Annotated in this window: 16 protein-coding genes and 2 pseudogenes; 11 read left to right on the forward strand and 7 right to left on the reverse strand. The window is 39.7% G+C overall.

Going from position 1 to position 13,998, the window contains the following annotated elements; all coding sequences use genetic code 11:
• Positions 1 to 284 precede the first annotated feature (284 nt).
• Positions 285 to 713 (reverse strand): hypothetical protein, encoded by a 429-nt coding sequence (locus VY86_RS25890; protein WP_238591466.1) that lies wholly within the window; start codon positions 711 to 713, stop codon positions 285 to 287.
• Positions 714 to 994: 281 nt separating this feature from the next.
• Positions 995 to 1,447, reverse strand: coding sequence for an Lrp/AsnC family transcriptional regulator (locus VY86_RS12415; protein ID WP_046976854.1), 453 nt, complete (start codon positions 1,445 to 1,447; stop codon positions 995 to 997).
• 110 nt (positions 1,448 to 1,557) lie between these two features.
• Here VY86_RS12415 and VY86_RS12420 point away from each other — a divergent pair, with 110 nt between their 5' ends.
• From VY86_RS12420 to VY86_RS12435, 5 genes are all read left to right on the forward strand, one after another.
• Complete coding sequence (locus VY86_RS12420; protein WP_046975166.1) at positions 1,558 to 2,172, forward strand: LysE family translocator; 615 nt, start codon at positions 1,558 to 1,560, stop codon at positions 2,170 to 2,172.
• Between the two features lie 96 nt (positions 2,173 to 2,268).
• On the forward strand, positions 2,269 to 2,520 hold the full coding sequence (locus VY86_RS26210) for a 3-methyl-2-oxobutanoate hydroxymethyltransferase (RefSeq protein WP_202967581.1): 252 nt from the start codon (positions 2,269 to 2,271) through the stop codon (positions 2,518 to 2,520).
• Between the two features lie 28 nt (positions 2,521 to 2,548).
• Positions 2,549 to 2,746 (forward strand): 3-methyl-2-oxobutanoate hydroxymethyltransferase, encoded by a 198-nt coding sequence (locus VY86_RS26215; RefSeq protein WP_267481949.1) that lies wholly within the window; start codon positions 2,549 to 2,551, stop codon positions 2,744 to 2,746.
• A 115-nt stretch (positions 2,747 to 2,861) separates the two neighbouring features.
• Positions 2,862 to 3,347, forward strand: a complete 486-nt coding sequence (locus VY86_RS12430) for a MaoC family dehydratase (RefSeq protein WP_046975167.1) — start codon at positions 2,862 to 2,864, stop codon at positions 3,345 to 3,347.
• A 226-nt stretch (positions 3,348 to 3,573) separates the two neighbouring features.
• The gene (locus VY86_RS12435) at positions 3,574 to 3,864 is read left to right on the forward strand and encodes a hypothetical protein (RefSeq protein WP_046975168.1); all 291 of its coding nucleotides are present in this window, start codon (positions 3,574 to 3,576) and stop codon (positions 3,862 to 3,864) included.
• 149 nt (positions 3,865 to 4,013) lie between these two features.
• Here VY86_RS12435 and VY86_RS25165 read toward each other — a convergent pair.
• From VY86_RS25165 to VY86_RS12450, 4 genes and pseudogenes are all read right to left on the reverse strand, one after another.
• Positions 4,014 to 4,094, reverse strand: a pseudogene (locus VY86_RS25165) (hypothetical protein); the annotation flags it as partial.
• A pseudogene (locus VY86_RS25900) lies at positions 4,093 to 4,227 on the reverse strand (integrase domain-containing protein); the annotation flags it as partial. The pseudogenes VY86_RS25900 and VY86_RS25165, both read right to left, overlap by 2 nt.
• Positions 4,227 to 4,661 (reverse strand): ATP-binding cassette domain-containing protein, encoded by a 435-nt coding sequence (locus VY86_RS12445; protein WP_046975170.1) that lies wholly within the window; start codon positions 4,659 to 4,661, stop codon positions 4,227 to 4,229. The gene VY86_RS12445 and the pseudogene VY86_RS25900, both read right to left, overlap by 1 nt.
• 157 nt (positions 4,662 to 4,818) lie before the next feature.
• On the reverse strand, positions 4,819 to 5,928 hold the full coding sequence (locus VY86_RS12450; RefSeq protein WP_046973751.1) for an ISAs1 family transposase: 1,110 nt from the start codon (positions 5,926 to 5,928) through the stop codon (positions 4,819 to 4,821).
• 228 nt (positions 5,929 to 6,156) lie between these two features.
• On the opposite strand from VY86_RS12450, the gene queF reads away from it, so the two are divergent.
• Both queF and VY86_RS12460 read left to right on the forward strand, forming a co-directional pair.
• Positions 6,157 to 6,990: an NADPH-dependent 7-cyano-7-deazaguanine reductase QueF gene (gene queF / locus VY86_RS12455; RefSeq protein WP_046975171.1), complete on the forward strand. Its 834-nt coding sequence runs from the start codon at positions 6,157 to 6,159 to the stop codon at positions 6,988 to 6,990.
• Positions 6,991 to 7,527: 537 nt separating this feature from the next.
• On the forward strand, positions 7,528 to 7,716 hold the full coding sequence (locus tag VY86_RS12460) for a hypothetical protein (RefSeq protein WP_046975172.1): 189 nt from the start codon (positions 7,528 to 7,530) through the stop codon (positions 7,714 to 7,716).
• A gap of 83 nt (positions 7,717 to 7,799) precedes the next feature.
• Here VY86_RS12460 and VY86_RS12465 read toward each other — a convergent pair whose 3' ends face one another.
• Positions 7,800 to 8,045 (reverse strand): hypothetical protein, encoded by a 246-nt coding sequence (locus VY86_RS12465; protein WP_046975173.1) that lies wholly within the window; start codon positions 8,043 to 8,045, stop codon positions 7,800 to 7,802.
• Between the two features lie 1,159 nt (positions 8,046 to 9,204).
• Between VY86_RS12465 and VY86_RS12470 the strand changes: the two genes are divergently transcribed.
• From VY86_RS12470 to VY86_RS12485, 4 genes are read left to right on the forward strand one after another with little or no spacing between them, the layout of a single operon-like run.
• A complete protein-coding gene (locus tag VY86_RS12470; RefSeq protein WP_046975174.1) occupies positions 9,205 to 9,729 on the forward strand; it encodes a fimbrial protein in 525 nt (174 codons plus the stop codon).
• A gap of 59 nt (positions 9,730 to 9,788) precedes the next feature.
• Positions 9,789 to 10,457, forward strand: coding sequence for a fimbrial biogenesis chaperone (locus VY86_RS12475; RefSeq protein ID WP_046975175.1), 669 nt, complete (start codon positions 9,789 to 9,791; stop codon positions 10,455 to 10,457).
• Positions 10,458 to 10,480: 23 nt separating this feature from the next.
• Complete coding sequence (locus tag VY86_RS12480; protein WP_046975176.1) at positions 10,481 to 12,961, forward strand: fimbria/pilus outer membrane usher protein; 2,481 nt, start codon at positions 10,481 to 10,483, stop codon at positions 12,959 to 12,961.
• A 27-nt stretch (positions 12,962 to 12,988) separates the two neighbouring features.
• On the forward strand, positions 12,989 to 13,951 hold the full coding sequence (locus VY86_RS12485) for a fimbrial protein (protein WP_046975177.1): 963 nt from the start codon (positions 12,989 to 12,991) through the stop codon (positions 13,949 to 13,951).
• Positions 13,952 to 13,998 lie beyond the last annotated feature (47 nt).

Raw genomic sequence — 13,998 nt, forward strand, 5'->3', positions numbered from 1 at the left:
AAAAAATCCCCCGATTTTTTATCAGGGGATTTGTGTATGAAAGACAGATCTTGCGACAGGGAATTTGGAATGATTTTATCGTCTGTAGCGGGTCGGTTTCATTTCCTCTGTCTGTTTTGGCGGTAAAATAATTCACACAGAACAGGGGATCATTCAGTTTTGCCCCAGCGGCCCGGCACGCTCCAGCAAAATCTCCAGTCGCGGATACAACCATTTCACCACCGGCACCTGGTGTTCATAATGGTTCTTACTCCCCTCGGAACAAAGAATAATCCGGCGCTCATTCAGATCAACATCCCCCAGCCGGATATGTGCCGCATCCCGGTATAACGCAACGTATCCAATACTGTCAGCCAGTACCAGGTCGGATATAATGCACAGCGGGCACGATGGTTATCCCCTGTCCGTCGCTCCCGCTCTTCAAATTGCCCCATCGTGAGATACAAGGCTGTCAGTTGTTTTTTGGTCAATGTTTTCTTTTTATTTTTGTTCGTATTGACCTTTACACCATTAAATGGGTTTTCCGTTTGGGGCAGTATTTTTTCTTCTATCGCCAAATTAAACACCGCCTGCATATGCGTAATCTTACTGTTCCAGGTCACACCTTTCAGTCCGCGTTGATGCAACACATATCTGCGCCATGCCAGGACCTGCTGTCGGGTCACTTGAGCAGGCCGATTGTTGACACCTGCAAATACCTTGAATGTATTCACCACCTTGCGATAACTTGACTCCGTATCCGGCCGCAAAATTCTGGCAAAAAAATACTCATCCAGCAGGTCATTCCAGGTCAGTCGGTTTATTTTTCATCTCCGTCTTGTTGGATAAAAACTCCGGCCCAAGAGCCGGAATTTTCTTCTTTTAGGGTAACCGGAATAAATGGTTGATACCATCCAGTTTTTAGGTTGACCCTAACCGCTCTCTCAACAGATTAACTGGTTGTTAGGAATGTGTGATGCTATCGCTCTGACAAGGCTAGGTGTATCCCGATTCATCACAATGGAAGCGCCCTATTCTGGATCACGCTCTTCATGACCAGCGTGGAAGTCAGGCGCTGCACGCCAGGCATAGCCGAGAGCCGATTGTCATAAAGCTTCTGGAAGGCCTCAAGGTCTTTTGCCACCACATTTAGCATGTAGTCAGGATCGCCGAACAGTCGTCTTGCTTCGATAACTTGGGGTATATCGATAACAGCGGCCTCGAACTTAGCCACGCTTGTCTGGTTGCCATCCCTCATCGTCACGAACACCAATGCTGAGAAATTCAACCCAAGGGCAAGCGGGTCAAGTTGAGCTCTATAATCTCGTATCGCACCTGATTGCTCTAGAGCCTTCAAGCGGCGGTGGCAGGGTGACAAGCTCAAACCAATTCTTTCGGCTAATTCTGTCACTGTTAGCCTGCCATCCAATTGGAGCTCTGCAAGAATTTTCTTATCAAAACTGTCAATTGCCATTTTCCTTCCATCTTTACTGTCTTTTTGGGTTTATTTTGGAAGCACATTTTATCAAAACAGGGATATTCTTCCCATTATATTTTAGCGGTGATGAGGGATTAAATGTGTCTCCGAGTGTTCTGGCAACGTTTTGGGCTGTGTCTTTCTTGTTTGTTATCACCCCTGGGATGGACTGGGCGTATGCCATCTCGGCGGGCATTCGCGGCAGAATGGTTATGCCAGCTGTTAGTGGCATGTTGCTTGGTCATTTGGCAGCTACCGGTTTAGTTGCTGCTGGTGTCGGCGCTTTGGTAGCGAATATGCCCCTCGCACTGACCATGCTGACCATCGTAGGCGCCGGTTACCTGCTTTGGCTTGGGGTTGGTCTAATCCGCAATCCTGCGGCACCAGCCACCGAACTTATTGACACACCAGATAACGCCGTGCAGTGGATACTGAAGGGGGTAGGCGTCAGCGGTTTAAACCCCAAAGTATTTTTATTGTTTCTGGCTCTACTGCCACAATTTTCCGACCCGGAGAGTTCATGGCCATTACCTACACAAATGCTGACCCTGGGGAGTATCCATATAGCTAGTTGTGGCGTTGTTTATTTGTTGGTTGGTTACGGTTCTCAGGTAGTTCTTAAGACGAGACCTGCTGCCGCGAAGCTGGTGAGCCGGATCTCCGGTGCAGCGATGACGGGTATTGCCCTCCTGCTTCTGGCCGAAACAGTAATTTAGAAAATATAAGGAGATTAAAATGGATGAACAGATTTCCCCGTAGGAAAAAATCCGATCAGCAACACTGGGAAGGTTCGTATCCAGCATCTTCGGGAAATGAAAGAACAAGGCCACAAATGGGCCATGCTTACCAACTACGATATGTACACTGCGGCCACCTTTGAAGAGGCTGGTATACCAGTGCTATTGGTCGGCGACTCGGCGTCCAATAACATCTTTGGATATGACACCTCATTACCAGTTACCGTCGATGACCTTATTCCCCTTGTGCGTGCCATATCTCGTTCCACCCAACGTGCACTGGTGATTGCAGATTTACCTTTTGGCTCCTTATCAGGGATCACCTGAACAATGTTTTCATACCACAGTGCTGTTCATGAAGGAAGGAGAAGCTCAAGCGGTCAAGCTGGAAGATGGGCTGGAAATGCTTCCACAGGTAGAGAAGTTGGTAAACGCCGGGATACCGGTCATGTCCCATATCGGTTTCACTCCTCAGGCAGAACATCAACTGGGAGGTTACCGGGTACAAGGTAAAGAGGACAAAGGGCAGAAACTAATTTCGCAGCTGATGTAGAAGGCGGGACCTTTCCCGGAGACGAGCATTCTTTCTGACGAATTCTTTAAGATAGCATGCCGTTCAAAAGCAAACCTAAAGCTGACATGTTCAAACTACTTTGCGAGGAACATCCATGACAAACATCAGGCAGCTCACTGCCGAAGGGCTCCGTATAGGCGATCGATTTACGATAACGCGCCGTTTCACCTCCGAGGAAATAGTATCCTTCGCGAGTCTTTCCAGAGACTACAACCCGGTACATTGCGATAGCGATTATGCGAAGCTCAAAGGTCTTCGGGCTCCTATTGCCCATGGCCTCCTCACAGCGAGTCTGATCACTGAAATCGGCGGCCAGATTGGCTGGCTTGCAGTGAGTATGTCGTTCCGATTTAAGCGACCTATCTATGCCGACGAGACCTTGACCTGTGACTGGGTCATTCTCGAAATTGACGAGAAAGGACGTGCCAAGGCGGAGGTTCGTGTCATCAATAGCGATGGCATCACCGTTCTGGAGGCAGAGACAACGGGTGTATTGCCCGATGAAAGCGAACGACAACGCCTAGTTGAGATGCTCGCCGAGGGCGATCCTACCAACGGCGTCACAAACCCTTACGCATAAAACTTCCGCCCTGATTGGCAGATTCAGCGCAAATTCATCATGGGCATGACTTCAACCAGACAAAGAAGGGGTTGCGTGACTAGCCTGCAAGACCACCTTCAGGCCCCAACTACCGGATGTGATGCTTGTAATTAAATAATATAAAATTATAGTTAGTACTTGGAGGCACTATGAATTACTACGCAGAGGATCACTTCTAGGTATCGTTAATTAATCTGGAAGTATTATGAAAAAACAGAAACAACAGTATAAGTACTCTGAGGTGTTCTCAGGCATTCGCCGTGATTGGGCTTATTACCCTCTACTGAAGAGTTGGTTACACAAACGCTTCAGTACCAAGCAGGAAAAGAGCTATTATTATTTACATCTTATTGTGTATAAAGGTTATCCACTTAAGCTGAGAGCTGCGCGTGGAAAGCTACTGGCAGATCCCTGGGATGATTATCCTTCTGATGCTTATGATGTAGCCAGAAGCTGGAAGCACAACTCCAGAAGAAAACACCAGTACTATCGCTGATGATAAGCTAATCAGTGAAACTTAACGGGCCTGGCATACAGGCCTTTTCCTTATAATTTTCAGTTGTCAAAACCGTAGCTGTATAAAACATAAGGTAAGGAAATGCCCAGAATAACGACAGTAAAGTAAAACGTGGAGATAAATGCCAGACCTGCCAGCAGGCTTTTTAACCCTTCCAAGCCAGATAATGTAAACCAATTTATCCAGCGATTGACTGAGGAACGTGAACATCGCTATTTTAGTCCCCTCCCGACTGGCCCCGGATAACCCGAGAGCATGATTACTTAACCGTTCGTGATGAGGATTAGCTAATTTAGATCTTCCAGCTATAGTCAATATTGCCCGAACAGCCGCCATCTTATTTAGATATCCTTCATATGTCCATCTTCTAACTTCACTATTCTATCTGCCACTCCGAAATAAGAGTCATCATGAGTAATAACAATAACGGTTTTGCCACGCGCCTTTAATTCAGGTAATAATTCCGTATAAAACACTCTTTTAAAAACTGGGTCTTGATCTGCTGCCCATTCATCAAAAATATAAATAGGACGATCCTCTAAATAAGCAGATACTAAAGCTAATCTTTTACGCTGACCAGTAGATATATTTATGGTAGAGAATTTTCCATCTACTACTTTTACTTTATGATCCATGCCCAATTTCTGAATGTAGTGAGTGGCTTTATCAGTAATATGTGAATCTAAAGTGAGTAGCTCTTCAAACAAATGAAAATCAGAAAAAACAGCAGAGAAGAACTGCCGAGAGCTTCTGTGATTATCTGACCTACCCGTCATTTTCTCTTATTTCACCGGATAGAATACAAAACAGCGAAGGCAAGGCGTCAGGTATTGACAGCCAGCCAAGTCAATGCCTTAGCCAACCCCTCCCCCTTATGACAAACCACCATAGACTTGCCATAAGGGCAGGGCACGAGCATACTTTGACTGCTATTCATCCAAAGAAAACTCTTGCCCGATAATCATCGCACCAACCCGCTTTTTTAAGCTTGTTCCTTTGGCTCGGTGCCCCGCAATCGCATTGTTTGACCAGATTCAGGACGATACGACGGAATAAGGCCAGATTCTCAACTGCACCCTCCAGAACAATTCGTGAATCATCTTCTTTAAAGACCACATCAAGAATATAGTGCTGGGTATTTTCAATCCGCCAATGCTGGCGAATATAATATCCCAGTGATTTATGCTTGGGCGAAAGGGAACTCACATAATAAGACGTGTCCACCGTTCCTTTGCCATTTTGTGTCCGGTGACGTTCTACGGCGATAATGCTACGAATGGTCGGCCATTTCTCGATTAATTCTGCCGTAAATTGGGGCTTTAACTGAAACACATAACGCTCTTCACGCCGGCCATGGGCTTCTTGCTTAACTTCCGTGATAATTTTTTCTTTACCGGCATCAAACACCGCCTGAAATTGCGATTGGACGGCTTCCCACAGATGGGGTTGATTTTTTTTCACCTGAACCACGACATGGGCTTTCTTTTCGCTGATTTTTTCCAGCGTTTGGCGCTGACAATGCAAAGCATCCAGCGTGACGATGCTGCCTTTCAGGTCAAGGATATCCAACATCTGCCGCACGATACTGATTTCCCCGTTTTTCGTGGCAGTGGCTTTCTGGCTCAGGACTAATCCTTGTTCCGTATCATATGCCGTGACCAGTTGGACGGCGTTTTGCTTTTCATTACGGTAGGCGCGTCGCAGAACTTTTCCATCGAAGGCAATGACCGGTTTCCCTGCCTGTTCACGTTGTTCATTGATCCAGTTGAGCAAAGCCTCCAACAGCGAATCAAGTTCAATAGCGCGCACAATTCTGGCAACCGTGTGTCGGCATGGTATTCCACTGAGAAAGGGGCGATATTTTTTCAGCCACGTAATTTTGGCCCGACCATAAGTTTCAATATCTTGCCAACCTTCAGCGCCAGCGAGAATGGCGCTGATGACAAGAAAAATAACATCAATCAGCTCGTATTGACGATTGATGTCAGAACGAGTTTCTTTCACAACGGTTAAATGTTCAATCAGGGTCTGGTTCGGATTCATGGGCGAGTATTAAAAAGAAAAATAAGGAGAATGAGATCATATAATTACGGTTCATTCAAGGGGGGGGGTAAAAAAGTATGCTCGCGCCCTGGGGCAACATATGGTATGGAGTATGATTGGAGGTCAGCTTCTTATTAAACTCATTTATGCAATTATTGGCATCGTACCTATATACATGTTCAGATATCTATTTAATAAATTTATTTACCAGAAATAAAAGGAGCTAAAATGAGCAATTCCCATTTCACTATTTCAGAATTACCACTTGGTAAAGATACAACTTATCCAGAAAAATATTCACCAGACTTACTTCATGGTGTCCCCAGATCTCTCGGCAGATCATCCTTATCAATTAAGGATACACCTGAGTATGGCGAGGATATCTGGAATCTTTATGAGCTATCCTGGTTAAATAAAAATGGTTTACCACAAGTTGCCACAGGAAGAGTGGCCATTAATGCTCACAGTAAAAATCTGATAGAGTCTAAAAGTTTCAAGCTCTATTTGAACAGCCTGAATCAGACAAATTTTGAAAACTGGGACGATGTGCATAATACCATAGTTAACGATCTCGAAAATTGCGCTTCTGGAAACGTAGCATTAGAACTCTATCCTGTTACTGACATCAGTGTTCAACAGGCTGGAAACTTTGAAGGGGTATGCATTGATAATCAGGATATAAATATCGCGGATTTTAGATTCAGTAATGCTTACCTGAACAATGCAATAGGTGATGAGTATACAGAAGAAACGCTAGTCAGCCATTTGCTGAAATCGAACTGCCTCATTACAAATCAACCTGATTGGGGATCGGTTCAGATTCATTATCAGGGTCGTCGTATCAATAGGGAAGCACTTCTTAGATATTTAGTATCATTCAGACAACACAATGAGTTCCATGAGCAATGTGTGGAACGTATTTTTAATGACCTGAACTATTTCTGTAAACCAGAATATCTTGCAGTTTATGCTCGTTACACTCGCAGAGGAGGCCTGGATATTAATCCTTGGCGTAGCAATACACCTTTCAAACCTTCCCATTTCCGACTAGCAAGGCAATAATTAATATGCTGCAATCCCTTTTACTCTTTTAAGGGATTGCAGATAAATATTAGTGGCAAATCTGGCTCAGTTCAACCTCATTTCAAGATACTGAGTGAGCTAAACTTGGGCCCATTCAATCAAAAAGAACAATCAAATTAACTTATATTGATATATTTTCCTCAATTAATAACTTCATTGATTATTTCATCTCCAATAATGGAAACAGATTCAAGAATATCTGTGTGAGAGCATTCATTCATTAATTTAATAACTAATGGATTCACTACCCATGCCGATATTATCCGGCTTGTTGAGAATGGCTGACGGCTAATTTTTAGACCCACATAATTAGCGGCATTATAAGCACTAGTACTACAGCCGTACTTACTTCTCTCAACAGAAAAGACACTCATAGAAAAGCTTAATTCATGCGGTTTCTCAGAGTTGTGAGCATCAAGGAAAATGCAACTTTCTGGTATCTACGGCTGTAGTACTAATTCAAGCTCTGGTAACACAAATATTGCCTGCTCGATAGTCAATACATGGGAAATAACAATGGCTAATTTTAAACAGTTTAGTAACTACCTGTATCGGCATTACGTGCTTTCATATAACCTGCCAGCATTTTACTGGCTGATTTTTTTCACTCAACACTGTGTATACGCCCTGTTAATCACCTTGTCTTCTCTTCTGACTGAATTTTTCCTTGAATTGAATTTCACCAACTACGAAATTACGCTGTAGTTAAATATCTTATATGAATGGTAGTCCATGATATATAAAACCATCGAATCCATGAACCACATAGCACATTTAAAAATCAATTATTATTTTGTCGGAAAACCTATCTGAAACTGATGGTTTCCTTTTCCATCTACCTTATTATGATAGTTCATCTTTCCATTACAACGTCCATATTCATGATCCCCATATAACTTCCCTAAGTTACTACTATTAGGGCCTACGGTAAAAAAACAGCGGAAACACGGATTAGCCCTTGCTAACACCGTTATTTTTGCCTGATTAATGATTAAATCTTCACAATCAAAACTACCGATAATGATTTTGATCATAAAATACACGCCAGAATCACTAACAATAGAATATTCCAACAAACCACTAGAAAAAAAGAACTAAATCGTCTGATTCATATCATTATTAATGATAAAACATTAAATTAGATAATGAATATCACTACTATCTCCCCTGTTCAAAACATTTAATCAATTGTTTAAATCTGAAAATCACATACAAACACACCAAATCAAACGATTAATTTATAATTATAACATTATGAAATAACAAGATATTTTTATAAAACAGAAAAAAAACACTCTTTTTTTATTTAAGTTGTTGAAAAAGATCATATTTTAGTTAATACTCCTCTTCATCGCATGAGAATAGCCCTAAAGGAAGATGAAAGTTCCAAATTGAAAACAAGTTAATAATATTAAGAAAAAATTGTTGCTATCGTAATCATAATCAAGATGGCAGCTTTTCTAATTGTATTAATATAGCAGTACAATGATTCGCTCAATCAGAGCATTGATGTGAGTCTCTGTATAAGATACATATGCCGAGCTTAACAGTGGTAGTTCGTTTTTCATTAACGCAGTTATTTCACTAGTGGACATCCGCTTAACAAACAATAAAGATAAATTTATCCATGTATATATCTTGCCCACAAGCGCTTTTCACTGCATAATAACAATCACCTTGTAAAAATTTCATGATTAGTATGAAAACTTATCGTATCTTGGTACTTGCGATATTTTAACAAAAATAAGAATCATTATTAATAACGTTAAGAGTTTGCAGTAATAGATGATATTCGGGAGGAAAAATTGCTCCTTGGGCTAAAATTAATATCAAAGATTATTATTAACAAACATGATGATATATTCAGAAAAAATCACAGAAATTACTGACGAACTATTTATCAGTAAAAAACGCTTAGTAGAAAATTAACAGCATATAAAAAATAGAGGTAAAAACTCAATCGAGTTATATAAATAAGATTCCAAAATAGCGCTACATCTTATACTACTCATAATTCTATATATAACAATGGGTTGAAGAAGGCCATGTGTAGCAAAATTATGAAATGTTATTTATCACTATGTAAATTAATTCAATTATATAATCAACCATTAAATTATAACTCTGGTTGGGTATATAGTTTTATTGTACAAAAAAATCACACACATCTTTATTAAGGGAAGGTATTTTTAAATGAGAAAAAATTTTATTTTGGCTTCTTTGACTATGGTCTTGGGGATTTTTACCAGTTTCAATGCGTTATCTGCTGATGGAGTAATTAAATTCAGAGGAGTGATTATTGATAGTACTTGTACCGTTGATACAGGAAAAAATGATTTTAATTTCGGTCACATACTTACATCTATATTAAATGGGAGTACAGGAAAATCATCTGACCTTAAAGAGTTTACAATTAGTTTTAAAGACTGCCCTCATGCGGTCTTAAAAAATTTTAATATTAAATTTGATGCAGGAACAACAAAAACTGATTCATCTGATAATACTACTTATTTCGCAACAACACATAAAAATATCGCAATTGCTATATATCAATCAAATGGCACAAGTATAATAAATCCAGGCACTAGTGTTAATAATATAGCAATATCTGGAGTGAATACAGAATATAAAATTAAGGCTAAATTAGTATCAACAGGGACCCCAGTCGCTGCCGGTAAGTTTGAAAGTCTTGTAAATATTACTACTTCTTATCCATAAGTTAATACATAAATATTTACCTCACATCCTGTGAGTCATTTTTAGTTTAAGGAACAAAAATGTTTCGTATTATTATTTCATTTATTCTTGCCATATTTGTATTTCAGGCACAAGCAGGAATAACTTTAGGTGGAACTCGCCTTATCTATAATGGCTCACAAAAAGAAGCCACTATTTCTATCACAAACTCGGATACAGAAAGACCTTATCTTGTTCAGTCGTGGGTAGATAATATCGATAACAGTCAAAACAAAGTACCGTTTGTTATCACTCCACCACTGTTTAAGGTGTCGAAAGAGAGCGAACATCAGATCCGTGTTTCATATATCGGTAATCATCTACCAGCAGATCGGGAATCGATATTTTTACTGAATGTCAATGCAATTCCAGCAGTGGAAAAAAATGACAACAGCAAAATGATCATCACGATAAAAAATATTATCAAACTGATTTATCGTCCAACCGGGCTATCTGATAATGAAGCTAATAATGCAATCAATCGTTTAGAAATATCACGTAATACCAATGGCATTCAGTTAACCAACCCCACGGCCTATTACGTTAATCTTAATGAGATGAAAATTGATGGGAAATTAATCGATAAACCCGGATTTATCCCGCCCTTTAGCGATAAGGTATTTCCAACCAAAAGTAGTATAAAAAGTGTGACTCTGACTGCTATTAATGACTACGGTGGTACAACAGAAGAGCGCTTGTTTAGTTTCTAATAAAATAATCTGATGAGAGTATTGTGAAAAAGATAATCAGCTTTGCGTTAATTGCTTATTGTTTATCATTACCAGTATATGCAGAGCTGTACTTTGATATCAATGCATTACAATTATCAGATGAAGACCGAGAAAATATTAACCTGGATAGCCTGGCAAAGACAGATTCTCACATTCCAGGCATCTATAAAGTGAATGTTATTGTCAACAAAAAAGATATCGGCATTAAAAATCTCTCCTTTATTGAGTGTGGAGATAAACTTTGCCCTGAGCTATCTGTCAGCTTACTAAAGGAAATCGGGGTAAAAACAGAAAGCTTTCCTGAATTAGCGTCACTTTCTGAACAAGAAATCATTTCTCAACCAGAGAAATATATCAAACAGGCATCAACAGAGCTGGATTTAAGCCAGCTTATTTTGCACCTGAATTTTCCTCAGGCGGCAATGAAATCACAAATCAGGGGCGATATCTCTCCTGATCAATGGAATGATGGTTTACCCATGTTTTTCACCAATTATCATCTGACAGGAATGCAATCCTGGAATAAAAATCAACGTGAACAGAATCAATATCTGAATTTACGCAGTGGTGTTAATTTAGGTCCGTGGCGTGTTCGCCATAGTAGTTATTACAGCCGTAATAACACAACATCTGAATGGAAATCACTTAAAGCCTACGCTGAACGGGATATTCGTCCATTAAGATCCCGTCTGGTATTGGGTGAAACATCAACCGACAGTATGGTATTCGATAGTTTTACTTTTAATGGCGTTAAATTGATGTCTGATAGCCAAATGCTGCCAGATAGCCAGCAAAGGTTTGCCCCTGTTGTTCGCGGTATTGCCATGACTCACGCCAGGATAGAAGTCCATCAGAAAGATAATCTTATTTATCAAACTTTTGTTCCACCGGGCGCCTTTGAAATTACCGATATTTATCCCAGCAACCTTAATGGCGATCTGGAAGTATCCATTTATGAAGAAAATGGCAAAGTCAGGAAATTTACTCAGCCCTTTTCTAATTCACCGTTGATGATCCGTGAAGGTCAAATGAAATACCTGGTTAATCTCGGTAAATTCAGTGGCGGCAAACAAACCAGTAAAAAAAGGTTTATTCAGATAGAGACAATTTACGGGCTATGGGACAGCACCACTATTTATGGTGGCGCCATTATTTCTCCTGACTATTTAGGCAGTGCATTAGGCTTAGGGCATAATCTCGGCTCATTTGGTGCGGTGTCAATAGATGTGACAAATGCAAAAACGCATTTCCCAACCGGAGAAAAGAAAACCGGCCAGTCTTATCAAATACGTTACAACAAAGGTTTTACCGCAACCAATACAACAGTGACATTAGCGGGCTATCGCTATAATACCAATGGTTATTACAGCTTTAGCGATGCCAATAATAACCACCAATTTACTGATAACCACCGAAATAGTGCGCCAAAAAATCGGATTCAAATAACAATGAACCAGAATTTAGGTCAATATGGCAGTTTTTCATTATCTGCCTGGCAACAAGATTACTGGCAAGATAAAACCAGCAAGAATCAGTCATATTCTATGTCTTATAACACCAGTATCCATGATATCTCTTTATCACTGGGTTATAACTACCACCGTAATCGCTCAAAAATTAATAATGACCAGGTTTTTTCACTCAATGTCAGTGTTCCTCTGGACAAATGGCTGCCATCAGGTAATCACAGTGCAACCGTAGATTATAACACCTCTTATAATACAAACGGTGACAGCCAGCATTCAATGACATTATCCGGCTCTTTACTGGAACAACAAAATCTGAGCTATACGATTTCTCAGGATTACAGTTACGAAAAATCAGAGAAAGAAAAAGAATCAGGTAATGCCGCCAGCCTGCATTATAGAGGCTCATATGGTTCAATTAATGCCGGTTACACCACGGATCATGGTAAAAATCAACGTATTAATTATGGATTAGAGGGTGCAATTATTGCACATCCCTATGGCGTTACACTGGCTCAAAATATCAGCGAAAGCGGTGCCAGTGCCTTAATTCGCGCCCCTGGGGCAGTCAACGCAAAAGTTCTTAATAATACTTCTATCAGTACAGACTGGCGGGGATATACCGTTGTTCCTTATATATCGCAATATCGGGAAAACTCGTTATCTCTTGATACAAATACATTCAGTGATGACGTCGATATTGACAACCCGACGGCTAAAGTTATTCCAACGAAAGGCGCATTGGTACTGGCGGATTATTCTATTCGCGTTGGTCATAGAGTATTTTTAACTTTACAGCATAAAGGTAAAAAACTCCCTTTCGGAACGGTAATCACTAGTAAAAATGGCGTCAATGGTATGGTGAATGAAAGAAGTGAAGTCTTCCTTAGCGGTGTGAGTGACACAGCAGAATTAAAAGCTGATTTAGGCGATAAACAAAGCTGTTATATTAATTTCGACAGTAAATTATATCAGAAAAATAATGGTATCATTCTGGCTTCATTGAGTTGTCAGTAACTAAAATAATATTTATCCCGGAACAATATGAAAAATAAATTAGTTACACTGGCAATATTAATATTGACGCTATTCAATATTACAGAATCAATTGCCACATGTACATTAAACAAAAAATTTAAGGCTATTGACTTAAATGTTAATATAAATGAAATTATCAATGCAGACTTTAACACTCTAAGACCTATTACCATCGCTGAGTATGGCCCAATGGAGCTGGCTAACAAAATGGGAATTAAAGCCGATGCAACTATTGCTATCTGTGATAATAATGAAAATATAGTTCATAAAACAAAATCAGGTGAAATAATACCATACAAAGATAGTGGCTGGATAAATACAAGTGTAGATAATTTATATTTTGTCGTATCTTATGATGGAAATGGTAGTTCTCATGATGGTATCAATAAAAAAATAACTTTAAGAGATATCGGGAAAATAAAAATTAAGCTTACTCAAGAAAGAGATATCCGATCAGGCTCCACACTAAAAAAAGGGCTAATATCTTCTTTATCAACAGATGATGGTAAAAAATTAATAAATATCATATATAACAAAGATAATATCATTGGCAGTAAAAGCTGCATGACATCAACACCCTATCAAGAAATAAAGTTAGGAAAGATTCACTCTTCTGCATTTAAAGGAGAAGGTTCTACAGCCGGTGATAATAGTTTTTATATTGCGATTCAATGTAAAGATGAAAATATCCCTGATATTAGTTTCTCAGGCGAAGTCGTGAGCTCAAGCCTAAATAACATTATTAAATTACATCAATACGGCGATGGAAATACAGCTAACGGTATTGGTGTTCAATTGTTACATGAAAATAGACCTGTTTATATGAACACACGTATCCCTATAGCTAAATGGGGAAGTGAAAAAGATCTCTATTATTTACGACTTACTGCCCGCTATTATCAAACCAATAAAACAATAACTGGAGGAAAAGCTAACGCCACAGTACATTTTACAATTGAATATAAATAGCTTTACAATTTTCTCTATTGAGATTAGCATATTAACATTGTGCTAAC

The organism is Photorhabdus thracensis (genome assembly GCF_001010285.1).
Taxonomy (GTDB): Bacteria; Pseudomonadota; Gammaproteobacteria; order Enterobacterales; family Enterobacteriaceae; genus Photorhabdus; species Photorhabdus temperata.

What these genes read in the sequence shown, in the direction of transcription:
- VY86_RS12465 (WP_046975173.1), bottom strand. Translation starts at nt 8,045, where the DNA reads ATGATCAAAATCATTATCGGTAGTTTTGATTGTGAAGATTTAATCATT.
- VY86_RS12470 (WP_046975174.1), top strand. Translation starts at nt 9,205, where the DNA reads ATGAGAAAAAATTTTATTTTGGCTTCTTTGACTATGGTCTTGGGGATT.
- VY86_RS26210 (WP_202967581.1), top strand. Translation starts at nt 2,269, where the DNA reads ATGAAAGAACAAGGCCACAAATGGGCCATGCTTACCAACTACGATATG.
- VY86_RS12430 (WP_046975167.1), top strand. Translation starts at nt 2,862, where the DNA reads ATGACAAACATCAGGCAGCTCACTGCCGAAGGGCTCCGTATAGGCGAT.
- VY86_RS12445 (WP_046975170.1), bottom strand. Translation starts at nt 4,661, where the DNA reads ATGACGGGTAGGTCAGATAATCACAGAAGCTCTCGGCAGTTCTTCTCT.
- queF (WP_046975171.1), top strand. Translation starts at nt 6,157, where the DNA reads ATGAGCAATTCCCATTTCACTATTTCAGAATTACCACTTGGTAAAGAT.
- VY86_RS12435 (WP_046975168.1), top strand. Translation starts at nt 3,574, where the DNA reads ATGAAAAAACAGAAACAACAGTATAAGTACTCTGAGGTGTTCTCAGGC.
- VY86_RS12475 (WP_046975175.1), top strand. Translation starts at nt 9,789, where the DNA reads ATGTTTCGTATTATTATTTCATTTATTCTTGCCATATTTGTATTTCAG.
- VY86_RS12450 (WP_046973751.1), bottom strand. Translation starts at nt 5,928, where the DNA reads ATGAATCCGAACCAGACCCTGATTGAACATTTAACCGTTGTGAAAGAA.
- VY86_RS12460 (WP_046975172.1), top strand. Translation starts at nt 7,528, where the DNA reads ATGGCTAATTTTAAACAGTTTAGTAACTACCTGTATCGGCATTACGTG.
- VY86_RS26215 (WP_267481949.1), top strand. Translation starts at nt 2,549, where the DNA reads ATGAAGGAAGGAGAAGCTCAAGCGGTCAAGCTGGAAGATGGGCTGGAA.
- VY86_RS12485 (WP_046975177.1), top strand. Translation starts at nt 12,989, where the DNA reads ATGAAAAATAAATTAGTTACACTGGCAATATTAATATTGACGCTATTC.